18 protein-coding genes are annotated in these 17131 nt (G+C 40.2%); 13 read left to right on the top strand and 5 right to left on the bottom strand.

From position 1 onward, the window contains the following. Positions 1-95: 95 nt before the first annotated feature. From GZ63_RS0110350 to GZ63_RS0110340, 3 genes are all read left to right on the top strand, one after another. Positions 96-1112, top strand: coding sequence for an AimR family lysis-lysogeny pheromone receptor (locus GZ63_RS0110350; RefSeq protein ID WP_051681460.1), 1017 nt, complete (start codon positions 96-98; stop codon positions 1110-1112). Positions 1113-1458: 346 nt separating this feature from the next. Then, positions 1459-1740, top strand: coding sequence for a sporulation transcriptional regulator SpoIIID (gene spoIIID / locus GZ63_RS0110345; protein ID WP_029269273.1), 282 nt, complete (start codon positions 1459-1461; stop codon positions 1738-1740). 117 nt (positions 1741-1857) lie between these two features. After that, a complete protein-coding gene (locus GZ63_RS0110340; protein ID WP_156947721.1) occupies positions 1858-2391 on the top strand; it encodes a hypothetical protein in 534 nt (177 codons plus the stop codon). Here the strand turns inward: GZ63_RS0110340 and GZ63_RS0110335 are convergent. Beyond that, positions 2375-3391, bottom strand: coding sequence for a nuclease-related domain-containing protein (locus GZ63_RS0110335; protein ID WP_029269268.1), 1017 nt, complete (start codon positions 3389-3391; stop codon positions 2375-2377). The two genes, GZ63_RS0110340 and GZ63_RS0110335, sit on opposite strands and share 17 nt — an antisense overlap. 345 nt (positions 3392-3736) lie before the next feature. Here GZ63_RS0110335 and mreB point away from each other — a divergent pair, with 345 nt between their 5' ends. The 4 genes from mreB (at position 3737) to GZ63_RS16650 (ending at position 6849) form a co-directional block, all read left to right on the top strand. Further along, positions 3737-4738, top strand: coding sequence for a rod shape-determining protein (mreB, locus tag GZ63_RS0110330; protein WP_029269266.1), 1002 nt, complete (start codon positions 3737-3739; stop codon positions 4736-4738). Between the two features lie 68 nt (positions 4739-4806). Then, complete coding sequence (locus GZ63_RS0110325) at positions 4807-5604, top strand: flagellar hook-basal body protein (protein WP_029269264.1); 798 nt, start codon at positions 4807-4809, stop codon at positions 5602-5604. Between the two features lie 17 nt (positions 5605-5621). Then, positions 5622-6437 carry a flagellar hook-basal body protein gene (locus tag GZ63_RS0110320; RefSeq protein WP_029269262.1) on the top strand — a complete coding sequence of 272 codons (816 nt, stop codon included), beginning with the start codon at positions 5622-5624 and terminating at the stop codon, positions 6435-6437. A 34-nt stretch (positions 6438-6471) separates the two neighbouring features. Beyond that, positions 6472-6849 (top strand): DNA-directed RNA polymerase subunit beta, encoded by a 378-nt coding sequence (locus GZ63_RS16650; protein ID WP_226374380.1) that lies wholly within the window; start codon positions 6472-6474, stop codon positions 6847-6849. 54 nt (positions 6850-6903) lie between these two features. Here GZ63_RS16650 and GZ63_RS17890 read toward each other — a convergent pair whose 3' ends face one another. Next, positions 6904-7047, bottom strand: coding sequence for a lmo0937 family membrane protein (locus GZ63_RS17890; protein WP_156947720.1), 144 nt, complete (start codon positions 7045-7047; stop codon positions 6904-6906). Positions 7048-7238: 191 nt separating this feature from the next. Between GZ63_RS17890 and fabZ the strand changes: the two genes are divergently transcribed. Further along, positions 7239-7658, top strand: a complete 420-nt coding sequence (gene fabZ / locus GZ63_RS0110305; RefSeq protein WP_029269258.1) for a 3-hydroxyacyl-ACP dehydratase FabZ — start codon at positions 7239-7241, stop codon at positions 7656-7658. Between the two features lie 192 nt (positions 7659-7850). Here fabZ and mnmH read toward each other — a convergent pair whose 3' ends face one another. Together mnmH and selD are read right to left on the bottom strand one after the other, a co-directional pair. Continuing rightward, positions 7851-8894, bottom strand: a complete 1044-nt coding sequence (gene mnmH / locus GZ63_RS0110295; RefSeq protein WP_029269256.1) for a tRNA 2-selenouridine(34) synthase MnmH — start codon at positions 8892-8894, stop codon at positions 7851-7853. Between the two features lie 18 nt (positions 8895-8912). Then, positions 8913-9956, bottom strand: a complete 1044-nt coding sequence (selD, locus tag GZ63_RS0110290; protein ID WP_029269254.1) for a selenide, water dikinase SelD — start codon at positions 9954-9956, stop codon at positions 8913-8915. A gap of 227 nt (positions 9957-10183) precedes the next feature. Here selD and GZ63_RS0110285 point away from each other — a divergent pair, with 227 nt between their 5' ends. The 5 genes from GZ63_RS0110285 (at position 10184) to GZ63_RS0110265 (ending at position 16106) form a co-directional block, all read left to right on the top strand. Continuing rightward, the gene (locus GZ63_RS0110285; RefSeq protein WP_029269252.1) at positions 10184-10501 is read left to right on the top strand and encodes a hypothetical protein; all 318 of its coding nucleotides are present in this window, start codon (positions 10184-10186) and stop codon (positions 10499-10501) included. A 318-nt stretch (positions 10502-10819) separates the two neighbouring features. Continuing rightward, positions 10820-11692: a TetR/AcrR family transcriptional regulator gene (locus GZ63_RS0110280; RefSeq protein ID WP_029269249.1), complete on the top strand. Its 873-nt coding sequence runs from the start codon at positions 10820-10822 to the stop codon at positions 11690-11692. 36 nt (positions 11693-11728) lie between these two features. Further along, positions 11729-12589 carry an efflux RND transporter periplasmic adaptor subunit gene (locus GZ63_RS0110275; protein ID WP_029269247.1) on the top strand — a complete coding sequence of 287 codons (861 nt, stop codon included), beginning with the start codon at positions 11729-11731 and terminating at the stop codon, positions 12587-12589. A 3-nt stretch (positions 12590-12592) separates the two neighbouring features. Further along, positions 12593-15664, top strand: coding sequence for an efflux RND transporter permease subunit (locus GZ63_RS0110270; RefSeq protein WP_029269245.1), 3072 nt, complete (start codon positions 12593-12595; stop codon positions 15662-15664). 133 nt (positions 15665-15797) lie between these two features. Beyond that, positions 15798-16106 (top strand): hypothetical protein, encoded by a 309-nt coding sequence (locus GZ63_RS0110265; protein WP_029269243.1) that lies wholly within the window; start codon positions 15798-15800, stop codon positions 16104-16106. A 223-nt stretch (positions 16107-16329) separates the two neighbouring features. Here GZ63_RS0110265 and GZ63_RS0110260 read toward each other — a convergent pair whose 3' ends face one another. Then, entirely contained in the window at positions 16330-16758 is a 429-nt protein-coding gene (locus GZ63_RS0110260) for a DUF2935 domain-containing protein (RefSeq protein WP_029269241.1), read from the bottom strand. Positions 16759-17131: the final 373 nt, after the last annotated feature.

The following is a 17131-nucleotide window of genomic DNA, read 5'->3' as shown; positions in this document are numbered from 1 at the left end:
TATCTGTGTTACGATAATAATGGAAAAAATATTCGAAAAAATCCAGGAAATAAATATGATGATCTATTCTATAAATGCGGGAGGAGCTTAACGTAATGCAGAAATCGATTCATTTCATAGAAGATAACACTGGTCTGTCACTGGGAGAAATTCAGTACTTTTTATCCTATCAACATGATAATCGGACTGCTTTGGATTTGACACGGGATTATATTTTAAATTCTACTTCAGAAGTTATTCAGAAAAAAGGCCTCGAATTTTTATACATGAATGGGTACTATGAAGAATTACAACTTCTAATCAAAAAAAATCTGGAATCGATGCACACATCCAATAAAACTTGGGGTGCTATTTATCAAATTATGGTCGATTGTTGTCTCAAAAAAGATTCCCCACAAAATTTACTAGAGAGGCTGCAGTATATTCATTCAAATGAGGCTGAAATTAAATGCCTCGTGGAATTTACAAGAATTTATATTTATTTTTCCTTGCGTGATTATGAGGAAGTTGGAAGTTTTTTAGTAGAGCAGCCATATTTATTTGAAGCAATCGAGGATGATTTCATCCTTTCTTATTTTAAATTACGGCTTCACCAAAGTTTATTTATCTATTATTGGATACGAAATGAATTAATCATCGCGAGAAAGTATGCATACCGCGCTTTAACGAAAACCAACAATGAAAAAATTATTGCCAGTCTACATAATAATCTCGGCTTATCCTATATTTTTGATCATTTTACGCAAGGGAAGTTTCACCTGACAAAAGCTCTGAAAATAGCAAAGAAAAATAAATTGCACAACCTTATTCATATTATTGAACAGCAAAACATTCCTTTTTTATGTGCACATTTCAAAAAGACCTATGGCATATCCTCTGTCGAAAAAAGTGAACAGGCACATATTGAAATTGCAAAGGGAAATTATTCAAAGGCTGTCGAGTTATTAAGGAATTTATCCATGGATAATCCATTTACGCTTTATTATATGGGGGTGGCGACGGAAGATAAACATATGCTTTATAAATCTTATAATTATTTTATCGAGAAGGAAAGTAATTATTTCTTCAGCCGGCTACCTTTACGGGCGTTAAAAGATGTAGGAGTCGGTTAACAGTAGACAAGGAGTAGGTTAAATACTTCTTGTCCTCTTTTTTTAAAGATGTAATTTTAAGCATAAACGACACTGTTCTGTAATAAAATGTTATAAACCAAGCCAATCAATAAAGTCTGAGGTGAGAGCTTGTGTGGCATTTAAAGGAAGTATTTAAGTGACAACCAATACATATAAAAATATCGAAATATTCTTTATTTTTAAGGGAACATAGGATTATTACTAAACGGGTCGTTTACAAAATGGCACATTGAAAATTTCTAGTAGTCAAGCAGGCCACGATTGATTTTACACCTTGTCTCAGAACCCACACCTCGGAAATATCCAACATAGGGAGGCGAACGGTGTGCATGATTACATCAAAGAAAGGACAATCAGGATAGGAAATTATGTCGTGGAGACGAAAAAAACAGTCCGAGTGATTGCGAAAGAATTTGGGGTCTCCAAAAGTACAGTCCACAAAGATTTAACAGAACGATTGCCCGAAATAAACCCAAAATTAGCGAATCAAGTAAAAGAAGTACTGAATTACCACAAATCCATTCGACATCTTCGGGGAGGAGAAGCCACAAGAAAAAAATATCGAGTAGACTTCCCCGATGAAAAACCTACAAATCCAGTTGGCTAAATAATAGGGAGGAGGAGGTGTACAAGAACACAAAGTGAATAGCTTGTTGTACAAACTTAAGAACCCAACGACTCATTTGGTTGGGTTTTAAGTTTGCAATCATACGCAGCCTGAGGATTGCTTGTCGCAGCTAGTGAGGAGAAAAAAGCGCATGCAGACCAACCGGATTTGAGAATATATCGACTGGCGTGTCGTGCGAATCGACTGGATTTGAGAATATATCGACTGGAGGAACGCGGAATCGACCGGATTGAGGAGATATCAACCGGAGTGTCGAGTGAATCAACCGGACAGAGGAGATATCAACCGGAGTGTCGAGTGAATCAACCGGACAGAGGAGATATCAACCGGAGTGTCGCGGAATCAACCGGACAGGGGAAATATCAACCGGAGTGTCGAGTGAATCGACCGGACAGAGGAGATATCAACCGGAGGAACGCGGAATCAACCGGATTGAGGAAATATCAACTGGAAGAACGAGTGAATCAACCGGAGGATCACGCGAATCGACTGGAGTGGCGTCCGAATCAACAGAAAGTGCGAACATCAAGTAGAAAACGTCAAATGAGCAAACATATTCTGTGTAGCGAAAGGGAACTGGCCCATGGCATATTTTATGACTTTTTGTTTTCATCTAGTAATCAAGTATAGATTTGTATTTCAAGGGAAAAACGGAATCCATTGGAAAGTCAATCGGAGCGTGGTATTTTCTTGCCTTGTTCTTGCCGGTTTGTTTGAGCTCCATTGATTTTAAAATGTTATATGCGCTTCGGGGGGATGCCAATTGAAGTAAGTTTCGGCACTCTTTATTTGTGATAGTATCCTTATACAGAAGGAAATAATCTAAAATGGCTCGTTCATGAGCCTTAGAATCCTGATTGGCACATTTCGGACACGACCATTTTTTATACTGGCGCACCATTGGATAATAATTGCACTGCGGACATGGGATGCCATCAATGAGATGTCGGTTGGAAATATTATATTTTTCAAATAAATTAGGAGTGAGTGGCGTGTTTCCTTTTAAAAGCAGATGGTTTAACTTTTTTAGCTGATCTTTATTCAAAACTACATTTGTATACTTAGACTCTAAATTATCTAAGAAAAAATGTATGCTTTCCGCGTGTATCCATTTATTAAAAAATGTAGGATCTTTATGAATGTTCGTTATGATGGTAGAAGGGTTACTCATGATAACAAGCGTTTCAATAGGAAGATTAAAATAACGGTTTCGATGTAACCAGAATTCCAAATTCCTCTTTTGTAGTTCAACCTGTTGAATGGGATCTTTATATCTAATGATTTTACCATCAGTTTCCTGTGTTAATTGTTGCTGCTCAGTATCATAATTTAGTTTACCTTTTAGATTTTTAATTTCTAAAATACAAATAAAATTTCTTGTGAGAATTAATGTATCCAGCTGGAAGTAGTGAGAATGGATTCCTAAACGTAGATCATGAAAGATAAAAAAATTTTCGTGAGGGTAGAGGGAGATTTGGTAGTCCACATTTTTTTCGCCGCGGTATCCCGCATTAAACTTCTGGTAGGATTCGTTTATCACTTCATTTTGCCTGTATCTCTCTTTTAGTCTCCTAAATAGAGCTTCATATGCCAAAATAATGTGCGGCTTTTTCCTTTGTTTTACAATCAAAATAATCACACCTTTATTTTTAAGGAATATTATACCTTATTTCTAACGATGTTGCGACAAAATATTTAGAAAATGACTGCAGTTAAGTATCGTATGAACTTAGGAATTGAAATATCGCCCGGACTCGCGCGTGAATCAACCGGCGGATCATAACCCTTTGAATCTGACTAGAATAACACATGTTTTATCGTGCTGGTCTGTTTGGATTGTTTTCCTTAAAAATTACATTTAGATTTTACCTTTTTTACAGTTAATTGTAGATTTTTGTGGTAAAATATTATGTTAGTAGCATTTTGTTCTTTTATAGATGCGAGATAGCAATTGGAGCAAGGAGGACCTTGAACGATGTTTTCGAGAGATATTGGAATTGACCTTGGGACTGCCAACGTTTTAATTCATGTTAAAGGCAAAGGAATTGTTTTAAATGAGCCAGCTGTTGTCGCCATGGATCGCGTTACTGGAAAAGTGCTTGAAGTGGGCGAGTCGGCATGGCGCATGGTTGGGCGTACACCAGGAAATATTGAAGCGATCCGTCCCCTTAAGGATGGAGTGATTGCTGACTTTGATATAACAGAAGCAATGTTAAAGCATTTTATAAATAAAATCAATGTTCGCGGATTTCTTTCAAAGCCAAGAATGCTGATTTGTTGCCCAACAAATATTACAATGGTGGAGCAAAAGGCGATTAAGGAAGCGGCTGAGAAATCAGGCGGGAAAAAAGTGTATTTGGAAGAAGAGCCGAAAGTGGCTGCAATTGGAGCTGGCATGGAAATTTTCCAGCCGAGCGGGAATATGGTCATTGATATTGGTGGAGGAACAACAGATGTAGCGGTATTGTCGATGGGGGATATCGTGACAGCGGAATCCATCAAAATGGCCGGGGATAAATTTGATATCGAGATCATGCAGTACATTAAGAAGCAATATAAATTATTAATCGGTGAGCGAACTGCTGAAGAAATTAAAAAGAATGTAGCGACGGTATTCAAGGGAGCGCGGGATGAAAGTCTTGAAATTCGCGGGCGTGATATGGTAAGCGGATTGCCGCGTACGATTACTGTGTATTCTGCTGAAATTGAAGAAGCGTTGCATGAATCAGCATCCTTAATTACACAGGCTGCAAGATCGGTGCTGGAAAAAACACCACCAGAATTATCTGCGGACATTATTGACCGAGGTGTTATTCTCACAGGCGGTGGCGCATTGATTCACGGAATCGATCAATTATTGAATGAAGAATTAAAAGTCCCAGTATTTATAGCGGAAGAGCCAATGAATTGTGTTGCTACAGGAACTGGTATTATGTTAGAAAACATTGATAAAATTGAACGAAAAAGAATTATGTAACCTTATAGGCGGGCGAAAACCCTTGGAATAGGGGATCGTAGCCTTTACCTATGAAGGGGGATAAATGGATGTTAAGAGGTTTTTATACAGCTGCAAGTGGAATGATCACGCAGCAACGGCATCAGGAGGCATTATCGAATAATATTGCCAATGCAAATACACCTGGTTTTAAGGCGGATCAATCCTCATCACGTGCTTTTCCTGAGCTATTCATGCAGCAAATGGGAAGTAAAAATATCCTGGCAAAAAATAGTGCGAAGCTGCGTCAGCAAAAGCCAATCGGTTCTTTACATACCGGTGTTTATGTACAGGAAATGGTTCCAAATCATCATCAAGGTGATTTGAAGGAGACACAAGCAGCAACAGATCTGGCAATTATTCAAAGTGATGTACCGGACGAAACGGGCAGTCTTTTTTTCACTGTACAAAATGAGGCGGGAGAACAGCGTTATACAAGAAATGGGAATTTTACTGTTGATGCACAAGGTTTCCTTGTTACGAACGAAGGGTATGATGTATTAGACGAATCTCTGAATCGCATTCAAACGAATGGGTCGGATTTTACTGTTGCAGCGGATGGAGAGCTTGAGGCTGATGGACAAAGGCTTGGAATTGCCTACGTGCCGGACGTAAATGAGCTTACTAAAGAAGGAAATAATCTATTTCGTGGAGATGCTGGGGAAGTTCCTGCTGAGGCTAGATTTCGTGTGCGGCAGGGAGTACTTGAACGTTCGAATGTGGATGAGCTACAAGCAATGACCCAAATGATGGAATCCTACCGAATGTTTGAAACAAATCAACGTGTATTAAAAGCATACGATGAAAATATGGGAAAAGCAGTAAGTGAAATTGGGCGCTTAGGCTAAGGGGGATTTTGATAGGAATGTTTCGAGCAGCAGTGACAATGAATCAGCTACAGAAAAAAATCGATATCATCGGAAATAATTTGGCGAATAGTGAAACGACCGGCTATAAAAGCCGTGATGCAAATTTTTCCTCTTTGCTGTTTCAGCAAATCGATCATATGACTGCCCCGGCCAATCGTGAAGGACGTCTGACACAAGAAGGCCTGCGAATAGGTTCAGGCGCAAAACTTGGCGCGATCAATAATAATAATACGCCTGGGTCTATTACGGAAACGGATCGAGTCCTAGATACTGCTCTACTGAAAGCGAATCATTTGTTTCCCATTCAAGTGAATGAAAATGGGACATCTGAAACAAGATTTACCCGTGATGGCGCTTTTTATTTGAATCCTGTTAATCATAATCAGGATGTTATGCTGACAACGAAAACAGGAGATCCGGTACTTGGGGAAAATGGACCAATTGTATTTGATAAGGAATTTGATGCGATAACGATTCAGTCAACTGGGGACATTATTCTAAAACGGGGAAATCAAACAGAACAAGTCGGACGCATCGCTGTTGTAGAAGCAGCTCGCCCTCAATTGCTGGAAGCTGCTGGAGGCAATACCTTTCGTCTGGCAGCTGGGCAAAATCAGGATAACATCGATGAAATCATATCGCCTCAAGAGGCAAATGTGTCTGTTTTAAAAAGCAATGCATTAGAAAATTCCAATGTTGATATGTCAAAGCAAATGTCCGATTTGCTTATGGCGCAACGTTCTTATCAATTGAATGCAAGAACAATTTCCATGAGTGATCAAATGTCAGGATTAATTAACCAGTTAAGATAGAGAGAATTCTTTGGGAATTAAGGAGAAACAAACCATGTCTAACCAATCTGAACAAACTGCCACAAAAGAGCGGTCAAAAGAAGAACATGAAGAACCAAAAATGCAGCGTGAAGAGGCTGTAAACAATAACCAGCAGACTAGCACAGAAGAAAATGCAGAGGTAGTGACGCGCAAGCAGCAAAAGCAGAAGCGTAAGCAAGAAAGAAAGCAAGAAAGAAAGCAAGCAAGGCTGCTGAAGCGCCGAATACTGCCGATTTGGCTGCGGATTATTATTGTTCTCGTTCTATGTGCAATAGCCCTTGCTGCAGGCCTAATGATTGGCTATGGAGTTATTGGTGATGGTGCTCCGCTTGATATCTTAAAAAAGGAAACATGGCAGCATATCGTTGATATTGTAAAAAAAGCAAAGTAAAAAAGGCGATTCCTTTTATGGGAGCGTCTTTTTTAAAATCCATCATAGAGAAGTTTATGGATCTCTTTCGTGGGTAAAACGGATAATGAAAATGATCAGTGCAATGACTAGTAAAAGATGAATAAGACCTCCAGCAATTTTAAAGAGGAAACCGAACACCCACAAAATTAATAGGATGATAAAGATCGTCCAGAGCATGCTGATCCTCCTTTTCATAAGTAAAGATCCTTAGCATTCGTGTATTCTATTATTTCCTCGCTTTTTACGTTGCATACATGGTGAAAAAGCGGTCTAAAGTTCGATTACCTTATTTTGCTTAAAATGAAACTTCCATTTGCTATAATGGGAGGAGCATGTTTATATCCATCTAGGAAAAGGAGAGAAAATTTATGGACAGTCAAGAAATAAAAGCTACGATTCCCCATCGCTATCCATTTTTATTAGTTGATAAGGTAACAGAGATGGAGGAAGGGAAACGTGTCGTCGGTTTAAAAAACGTTACAGCAAATGAGCCGTTTTTCCAGGGCCATTTTCCCGAGTATCCCGTAATGCCTGGGGTATTAATTCTTGAAGCGCTTGCGCAAACAGGTGCTATTGCTGTGTTACATATGGAGCAAAATCAAGGAAAGATTGGATTTTTAGCCGGCGTGGATAAATGTCGTTTTAAACGCCAAGTCAAACCCGGTGACCAGCTACAGCTAGAAGTTGAAATTACAAGAGTTAAAGGAAGCATCGGAAAAGGAAAAGGAATTGCTACGGTTGATGGCGAAAAAGCGTGTGAAGCTGAAATAATGTTTGCAATTCAGTAGTTATCAAAAAGGAATACAGCCTTTTGAGCTAAGCCGCACCGTTTCCATCCTTTATAAAGCCGATAACTGACCAAGCGAGGGCAGAACACTTACAATCGAAAATCAATCTCAAGTGAGATGTATTAGGAATAAACGTAGGAGGCCTGGATTTCATCCAAGCCTCCTACGTTTAGGCACATTTCTTTTTTCAATTTAGGAAGTGGATACAGGATATTTTACGCGCTGGAGTATCTTTTCATATGCTTCATCGATATGGTTGACATCGATCAGCCATTTTTTGTCATCCGGATAATTTCCAATAGCATGTTCATATCTCGGATCATAATAATATTTTAATAACAATCCAATGGCATTGGGGTAGTTTTCGTTTTGTAAATCTTTATCGATTTGTTTGGCCACAGGTGTGTGAATATGTTTTTTAATAATACGAAAAGCCTCAAGGAATGTTTCGGGATCACTCCAGGGCTGGTAATCATCTAAAATAATTTTAATTCTTTCATTCAATGGAAGGTTAATAAAAATCTGGAATCCAGCTTCTTTTTTCTGATAAAGAAAGTCAGGGAGAAGTACTTTTCCAATCCGTTTACTTTCCCCCTCCGTTAACACAAAAGGTTCATCCTGATAGCGGAGAATAGTCTGGACCAGTGCTGAGTCAAAGTTTTTCTGATTACTAGGCTCGCGTCCAATATGGCCAAAAATAGATCCACGATGTCCGGCCATCCCTTCAAGGTCCATGACTGGATATCCATTTTGTTTTAGCTTTTTTAATAAAGCTGTTTTTCCGGTTCCTGTATATCCATTAAGGACGAAAAGTTCGGGACGGAAATCTTGCTTGCCTAATACGTGGATGACCCATTTTCGGTAGGAACGTATTCCGCCTTCTAAACGATTGACGTGTATTCCCATGAGATCAAGCACCGTTGCAGCGGTTTTACTTCGCATGCCTCCGCGCCAGCAGAAAACGGTCATCGATGTATCAATTTGTTTAAATGAATCGATAAAATCAGGCAGTTTTTTGGAGAATATTTCCAGCCCCCGTTTTTTTGCAGCCTCTTTGCTGACCTTTTTATAGAGCGTTCCAACCTCAGCCCTTTCTTCATTTGTGAAGATAGGAATGTTTATGCTACCAGGGATAGTTGTCTCTTGGAATTCTTTTGGTGAGCGTACATCAATCAGTGTATGTTTTTCTTTTGCCTGAAGATCGAATAAATCTTGTAGCGCAATATTTTCGAACATTTTCAAACACCTCTTCAACTATTCAACGATAATTTTACCTTGATATTCAGCTGTAATTTCTCCGATCATCCTTGCCTCCACCCCTTTATCTTGTAAGTCCGAAAGCATTGGTTCTGCATCATCTTCATGAACAGCGATAAGGAGACCACCAGATGTAACTGCATCACATAAAATCCATTTATCGACTTGATCCATGTTCGCTGGATAGGTAACGATGTCTTTTAAATGAGCAAAGTTATTTTTTGATCCGCCAGGTACAGCTCCGGATGTTGCCAGTTCCTTGACACGCGGCAAGATTGGTACTTGTTTGTGATAAATGATTAATCCAACATCACTGCCAGCAGCCATTTCAGATGCATGACCAAGCAGGCCGAAACCAGTTACATCTGTGGAAGCATGGACATTATAGTTCTCCATGGTTTCAGAGGCTGTTTTGTTTAAGGTTGTCATCACATTTGTAACACGTTTGATTTCGTCCTCAGCAAGCAAATCTTTTTTAAGCGAGGAAGTTAAAATCCCGACCCCGATTGGCTTTGTCAATATCAATTTATCTCCAGGCTTGGCACCTGCATTTGTTTTTACTTTATCCGGGTGAACAACACCTGTGACGGCAAGTCCGAATTTTGGCTCTTGATCGTCAATCGAATGACCGCCGACAAGCGTTACATTCGCTTCTTTCAATTTATCGCCAGCACCACGAAGGATGTCAGCAAGGATTTGTTTATCAAGCGTGGAGATGGGGAAAGCAACGATATTCAGCGCAGTAATTGGCTTTCCGCCCATTGCGTAGACATCACTTATGGCATTTGCTGCTGCTACTTGCCCGAAATCGTACGGATGATTAACGATCGGCGTGAAAAAGTCTACCGTCTGAACGAGAGCGGTATTCGCATTTAATCGGTACACGCCAGCGTCATCACTCGTATCAAGTCCAACAAGTAAATCTGGGTTTAGGGCAGCAGGCGGCAATGTATGTAATACTTCCTTGAGGTCTTGAGGCCCTATTTTACAGCCGCATCCTCCTTTGGATGATAATGCTGTTAGCTTAATTGGATGATCCATTTTCCATCACCTTTTCTAAGTAGATTGTTAAAATAATTTTAACATAACTGGGAAGGGCCTGTACGGGAATAAGATTAGACTTCGATTCCCTTTTTTGGTATGTATTTCTAGTTCCTCCCATCTGCATCACACGAAACGATTTCATGCGGAAATGAAAATTTGCATGTATTTCCTTTTTTAAATGGGTAAACCTAAGGGCGAGAATACATAAGAAGGGAGGGATAAACGTGAGTAAAAAGTGGTTATTAAGACTGGGAACTCCGCTGTTTGCTTTAACCTTAATGACAGCCTGTGGTACAGCGGGTGATGAAAATGATCCAGTAGATGATGAAAATGGTCCGGTGGAAGAGGATCAAGAGACACCACTTGATCAAGAAGACGATAATACGAATTTGAACGATAATGATCAAGGTACGGATCAAGATGATGACATGGATCAGGAAAGAGACGATAACATGATGGAAAGAGATTCCGACAGCGAGAATAATTTAGAGAATGAAGACACGGACAATAAGGACAATAAAGATGACAATCTTGTCGAGTAAATGAAAACTAATAAAACATACCGTTAATGTTTACCGTTTCCTGTTCCACTGGGAAACGGTTTTTCTGTTTTTAATTTCGGTAAGCATTCACAAATTGATGCCTATGGTTGGCCTAGCTTGGATATTCGGTCATCATTAATTTTTTCATACAGTCACCTCAGGCGTACGACTTTTTATTCACAGAAATATCACAGTATATTGCTTGCAACATAGGGTTCTATCCGTGTATGATATAGAAGGATAAAAGTAAGTGATTATTAATTTTATAGAGGGGAGTGACTGACCGGTCAGTCACGAACGCTAAAAACAGGTGGTAAAATGAATGAAAAAAAGCGAAAGTTAATTGAATCGGGCGTGAAATTATTCGCTACGAAAGGCTACCATCAAACGTCTATCCAGGAAATTGCAACGGATGCAGGTATATCGAAGGGAGGATTTTACCTTTACTTTCATTCAAAGGAAACATTTATTGCATCTGCCATCGAGCATTTCCAGAAGCAAATATTTGAACGAATGGAAGCGGTAGGGTTGGAAAACATCCCTCCTAGACAAAGATTAGCGAAACAAATGACGGTATTAACCGAATACATATTTAAATATAAAGGTTTTATCATCATGCATTTACGTGAAGACATTTCGATGGGAAAAAGTGCCGACGATCTTATCAAACAGACAAATATAAGAAGTTTTCATTGGCTGAAGCAAAGTATTTATGCGATTTACGGAGAGCACATGAAACCTTACTTAGTCGATAGCATTATTCAGTTAGAAGGTTTGATGCACAGTTATTTTAAATGTATTGTTATTGATCATATAGACATAAGTGCCGAGCGAATCGGGAGTTTCTTGATGAAGCGTCTGGACGATATTGTCTACGGGATGATGAGAGGAAAAGAGGATGCACTCATAACAGAGGAAATGCTGCCATATAAATATGAGGTGTCTCTGCTTGAAAGTGAGTTAGAGGATGTTTTATTTCATCTAGAAGCGAAGATAGATCACTTATATCATCAAGGAGAGGAAGTAGAAAAACTTTACGAAGTGCGGGATGAACTGCGAAAAGAAATGCGTAAAGAAGAGCCACAGACAATCATAATCCAAGGTCTGCTTGCCCATTTCGTGCGGATAGATGGATTAAAAGATGAATGTCAGGAGATAGCAAGACGATTAAACGTAGAATTATTGGATTAATTCGATGAAAAAATTGATTTGAGAGGAGAGCAACAAATGAAAAAAATACTGCTGGGGATGGTCGCCATTTTATTGGTAAGTAGTTTAGCGGCATGTAATGAGGAAGAAGCGAAGACGAAAGAGGAGGATAGGGTTACATCGGTTGAAACGATTGAAGCGGAAAAAGGCGATCTTACGATGGAAGAATCCGTATACGGGCGTATCCAACCTGGAAGTTCGACCCCGATCATGGTCGAGAATCCTGGTGAACTAGATTCTTTAGAAGCAAAGAATGGGGATAACGTGGATAAAGATGAAAAAATCGCTACGATTCAGTCACCTGCTGGAAGTCAAACAATCAAGGCACAAGAATCGGGCAAAGTGGCTAATTTAAACGCTAGTGAAGGGGAAATTGTTTCAAATGAAGAGCCGTTAGCTGTCATCATTGATACAGATACGATGAAAATTAATTTTTCTGTTACTGCGGATATGCAAAAATTGCTAGAAAAAGAAGATAAGCTTAACACAGAGATTGATGGTGAGAAATACAAAGCAGAAGTGCTATCTATTGATTCGATGCCGGATGAAACGGGAATGTATACGGTCGCAGCAGAACTAGAAGAGGAAGATCTAGACATTTTACCTGGATCGGTGGCTGAGGTGCATATTCCAGAAAAACGTGTCAAAGATGCAATCATTCTGCCGACAGAAGCGATTGTCGAAACAAGTGATGAAACATTTATTTATGTCATAAAAAAAGATAAAGCAGTTAAAATGGAAGTTAACATAAAAGAAACGCAATCAGATAAAACAGCAATTGAAGGGAAAGTAGAAGATGGCGATCAAGTTGTGACAACTGGCCAGCTAACACTTTCAGATGGCGATCAGGTAAACGTTGTGAAAGAAAGCGGGGAATAAGCGGTGAAGTTAGTAAATACATCAGTTAAACGACCAGTTGGTGTGATCATGATCGTTCTTGCCGTCATTGCACTTGGCGTTGTATCTGTCCGCAGTCTGGTTATTGATCTTTTCCCAAAGATTGATCTGCCAGTTGCTGTTGTCGCTACAAACTATGAAGATGCAGCACCGGAAGAAGTTGAAAACTTAATCAGCCGGCCAATTGAATCCTCGGTCAGTTCAGTTGAAGGCATTGAGACTGTTCAATCACAGTCACAATCAGGCGCGTCCTTGGTATTGATGATGTTTAAAAATGGAACTGATCTTGATCAAGCACTACTGGATGTCAGAGAAAAAGTAGATCAAATAAAAGGCGCTTTACCAGAACGGGCTGGGGATCCAAATATTATGCGATTTAGCCCGGAGCAAATGCCAGTCATGTGGATTGGTCTGACAGGAAAAGAGCCTGAAGCATTAACAAAAATTGCGGATGAGCAAATTGTTCCTTATTTTGAACGGCAAGGAGGAGTAGCTTCCGTTACAGTTGAAGGAGCAAAAGAACGAGAAATTCAATTAATTCTCGACCAAGCAAAACTACAGCAGTATGGTGTCTCCCCACAAGCACTCGTCGAATCATTGAACAGTTCGAATAAATCTGTATCCGTCGGACAAATTGACAAAGGAAATCAGGACCTTCAATTAAGAGTGACAGGTGAATTTGAATCATTAGAAGATATTGAGCGTACGATTATTCAGACAGAATCCGAGTCAACCATTCATGTGGAAGATGTTGCCGAAGTAAAAGATACTTTTAAAGAAAATTCATCCGAAGTACTTGTGAATGGAAAATCATCAATGGTCTTGTCCATTATGAAAAAAACAGACGGCAATACGGTTGACGTTGCAAAGAATATCCGAAGCGGCATGGAAGATTTAAATAAAGAACTGCCAGATGATGTAAGTTTAGATGTCGTCATCGATACATCGGAATTCATTCAAATGTCAATTGATTCCGTTGTGAAGAACATTTTAATCGGTGGCATTATTTCCGTCTTTGTATTGCTTCTATTCTTAAAGAGTATACGTGCAACGGTTGTTATTGGATTATCGATTCCAATTGCAATTATCGCTACCTTTGCATTAATGTACTTTACAGGCGAGACACTGAACGTCTTAACGCTCGGTGGATTGGCCTTGGGGCTAGGGATGATGGTCGACAGCTCGATTGTTATTTTAGAAAATGTCTATTCCTACAGGCAACGCGGCTACAGCTTATTTGAATCAGCTACAAAAGGTGCTTCGGAACTGGCACCAGCTGTTATTGCGTCAACGACAACAACATTAGTTGTGTTTTTACCAATTATCTACGTGGAAGGTATAGCGTCGGATTTATTTACACCACTTGCACTGGCTGTTTCCTTTTCACTGATTACATCCTTGGTTGTTGCGGTAACATTAGTGCCGATGCTTTCATCGAAGCTGCTTTGGAAAGTCATCGATAAAGACCAGGGAAGAAGATATTGGTTTGACCGTTTTCTTGGGCGTGTTAATAATGGCTATCAGCGTGTCTTAAAATGGGTGCTGAAACACCGCAAAACAACGGTAGGTGGAACACTGATAGCAATTGTCGCCAGCTTGGCATTAACGCCATTTATCGGTGCAGAATTTATTCCTGCTTCAGACCAGGGGCAAATTGAAATCAGGGTTGAAACAGCACCAGGTAGCTCATTAGAACATACAGAAGCTATTACCGAAAAGGTAAATAAGAAATTAACTAAATATGATGAAACAACTGAAATGAGTTTTGCCAGTGTAGGTACGGATGATCTTGGAATGGGATCGAGCGTGAATCAGGCAACATTTACGATGCAGCTTATCCCATCCTCAGACAGAGAAAAAACAACAAAAGAAATTGTGCAGGAGATGGATAAAGACCTTCAGACCATTCCAGGGGCTGAAATCACGGTTAGTTCCATGGATAGCGGGATGGAAATGGGCGATCCCATCCAAATTCAGCTGAAAGGAACGGATCATAAGGTATTAACCGAACTTGCCGATCAAATTGTCACAAACATTTCCAAAGTAAAAGGTGTTTATAATCCTGAGTCAGCGGCATCTGAAGGTGTTCCGCAAATGACTATTGAAATTGATGAGGACAAAGCAGCAGAATATGGTTTAACGGAAGAACAAATTACAAATCAAATTCAGCTTCAATTCACCGGTCAGTTGGCAACACAGTATCGCGAAGAAGGGGAAGAGATGGATGTAACACTTCTTTATCCGGAAGGTGAACGAAGCAGTATCAATGATTTAGAAGGGATGAACATTCAATCGCAATCTGGAGCAAGCATCCCTTTAAGAGAAATTGCGAATTTAAAAGAGATCCAAGGTCCTGTTACATTACTGCGGGAAAATCAGCAGCCGCAGATGAACGTGACGAGCGATATCGTCGACCGTGATTTGATGAGTGTTGTAGGGGATGTCGAGGCCGAACTGGATCAAATGAATTTTCCAGAAGGATACAGCTATCAAATAGGCGGGCAAGCAGAGGATATGACAGAATCATTCACGGACTTAGCCTTAGCGTTGGTGTTCTCGATTTTCCTCGTATATGCTGTGATGGCCATTCAATTTGAGAACTTCTTATTCCCATTCATCATTATGTTCTCAATGCCTGCAACGGTAGTCGGTGTCATGGTTGGCTTGTTCGTTACCGACTTACCGCTGAGCATACCAGCCTTCATCGGAATTATTATGCTCGCGGGGATCGTCGTTAATAACTCGATCGTACTCGTCGATTATATTAATATTCTAAAGAGACGGGGAATGAATACGTACGAGGCAATCCTAAAAGCAGGACCAAACAGGTTACGTCCGATATTAATGACAACATTAACAACCGTATTAGCAATGGTGCCGCTTGGTTTGGCACTAGGTGAAGGTGCTGAAATGCAGCAGCCACTCGCGATTACGATCATATTCGGACTGACAATATCCAGTATCTTTACATTACTGCTTATTCCAGTCGTCTATACGTTGTTTGATGATTTAACCAAAAAAATGACTAGACGAAAGAAAAAGAAAACAGTAGAATAAAAGAAAGACTACCCAAGTGGGTAGTCTTTGCTATATCAAGGTGCTTAATTAGCGCGTAAATTTGAATGGAATCATCATGTTTAACTAACACTTTAAATAAATACGCACGAACGTCAAAGGGAGGAGGGTTCCGATGTCACCTTCAAAAGTGATGAAATGGGTCACTGGGGGTGCCGAGGCATTTTTAGGCATTCCATTTTTCGGCGGACTGTTTATTATTAGTCAAGGCTGGATACCACTATTTGTCATGTTAATCCTGCATATTATCACACTCCTGCTTACTTCAAAGGACGGGGGAGCTAATGGCGGAAGTATTTTAGGTATTATTACATCTTGTGTCGGATGGGTTCCGATCCTTGGCATGATTATGCATATCATCACAGCAATTGTGCTGTTTTTCACGGCACTAAAGCCAGATAGCAACGTTGTGAAGACGATGTAGTGTTTGAGGCTGTCTCATCAGAGGCGGCTTTTTTGCGTATGTCTCATAGGGGGAGTGCGGGGTGTCTGATCTGGCGTGCCGTTTCCTCGGTCCTTATTTTAAAAACAGTCAGCTCATTACAAAAGGAATGCAATAGTGGAAGTTAAAGCATAAGGCAGTCCTTTTCACCTTTTTTAAAAAAATAACAGCGTCACTACAGAAGTAACGCCTCACCAATATCAGTTTAAAGCTTTTCATATAAAATCGTCTGTGCGATTCCCATGAAATATTCCGATTCATCAATAATGTGATCAATCACTACTTTGGCCGTATGATTTCCTTTTGCTGCTTGGCTCTCCGTTTTAATCTGTCTGCAAAACTGGGTAAACGCGACACTTTCCTGCAAACAAAATGTAACGAGTTCCATCACCTGCTGATAGAGAGGAGGAGAAATGTGATAGTTACTGCGCTTAAGGGATGTAATAAAACGCCGCACCTGCTGATGTGTCGATTCAAGCACTTCCTCCCAGCGATTTAGCCCATCTATATAATGTTTTTCTAGATCTGTCATCAGCTCCCTCATGACAATGGTATGCTCCGCTTCCTGCTCCTTCCAAAATTCCGTTTCATCTAAAATCCTCAGTGGCATTTGACTCCCATAATAAAATTGCATTTTCCTTCCCCCTTCGTTGAGAATTACTTCTGTCCAATAATACGTATGTCCAATTTGAAGGAAACATGCTAGGAAATTGCATGGAGCAGTCTGGGCGGCGGAGTATCACCCGGAGAGAGTGGGGAATCAACCGGAGGGGGTGGAGTATCAACCGGAGAGAGGAGATATCGACCGGAGAGGGAGAGGAATCAACCGGAGGGACAGCATATCAACCGGAGAGGGAGAGGAATCAACCGGGAAGACAGCATATCGTCCGGAGGGGGAGAGGAATCAACCGGAGGGGGAGCATATCGTCCGGAGGGGGAGAGGAATCAACCGGAGGGAGCAGCATATCGTCCGGAGAGAATGGAAATCAACCGGATAGGCAGTATAT

This window comes from Virgibacillus alimentarius (assembly GCF_000709085.1).
In the GTDB taxonomy this organism is placed as follows: domain Bacteria; phylum Bacillota; class Bacilli; order Bacillales; family Amphibacillaceae; genus Virgibacillus_B; species Virgibacillus_B alimentarius.
This window is presented reverse-complemented; position numbering and strand designations above follow the sequence as displayed.

Coding starts and splice junctions, on each gene's coding strand:
- GZ63_RS0110350 (WP_051681460.1), top strand. CDS start 96: ATGCAGAAATCGATTCATTTCATAGAAGATAACACTGGTCTGTCACTG.
- mreB (WP_029269266.1), top strand. CDS start 3,737: ATGTTTTCGAGAGATATTGGAATTGACCTTGGGACTGCCAACGTTTTA.
- GZ63_RS0110325 (WP_029269264.1), top strand. CDS start 4,807: ATGTTAAGAGGTTTTTATACAGCTGCAAGTGGAATGATCACGCAGCAA.
- GZ63_RS0110320 (WP_029269262.1), top strand. CDS start 5,622: ATGTTTCGAGCAGCAGTGACAATGAATCAGCTACAGAAAAAAATCGAT.
- GZ63_RS16650 (WP_226374380.1), top strand. CDS start 6,472: ATGTCTAACCAATCTGAACAAACTGCCACAAAAGAGCGGTCAAAAGAA.
- GZ63_RS17890 (WP_156947720.1), bottom strand. CDS start 7,047: ATGCTCTGGACGATCTTTATCATCCTATTAATTTTGTGGGTGTTCGGT.
- fabZ (WP_029269258.1), top strand. CDS start 7,239: ATGGACAGTCAAGAAATAAAAGCTACGATTCCCCATCGCTATCCATTT.
- mnmH (WP_029269256.1), bottom strand. CDS start 8,894: ATGTTCGAAAATATTGCGCTACAAGATTTATTCGATCTTCAGGCAAAA.
- selD (WP_029269254.1), bottom strand. CDS start 9,956: ATGGATCATCCAATTAAGCTAACAGCATTATCATCCAAAGGAGGATGC.
- GZ63_RS0110280 (WP_029269249.1), top strand. CDS start 10,820: ATGAATGAAAAAAAGCGAAAGTTAATTGAATCGGGCGTGAAATTATTC.
- GZ63_RS0110275 (WP_029269247.1), top strand. CDS start 11,729: ATGAAAAAAATACTGCTGGGGATGGTCGCCATTTTATTGGTAAGTAGT.
- GZ63_RS0110265 (WP_029269243.1), top strand. CDS start 15,798: ATGTCACCTTCAAAAGTGATGAAATGGGTCACTGGGGGTGCCGAGGCA.
- GZ63_RS0110260 (WP_029269241.1), bottom strand. CDS start 16,758: ATGCAATTTTATTATGGGAGTCAAATGCCACTGAGGATTTTAGATGAA.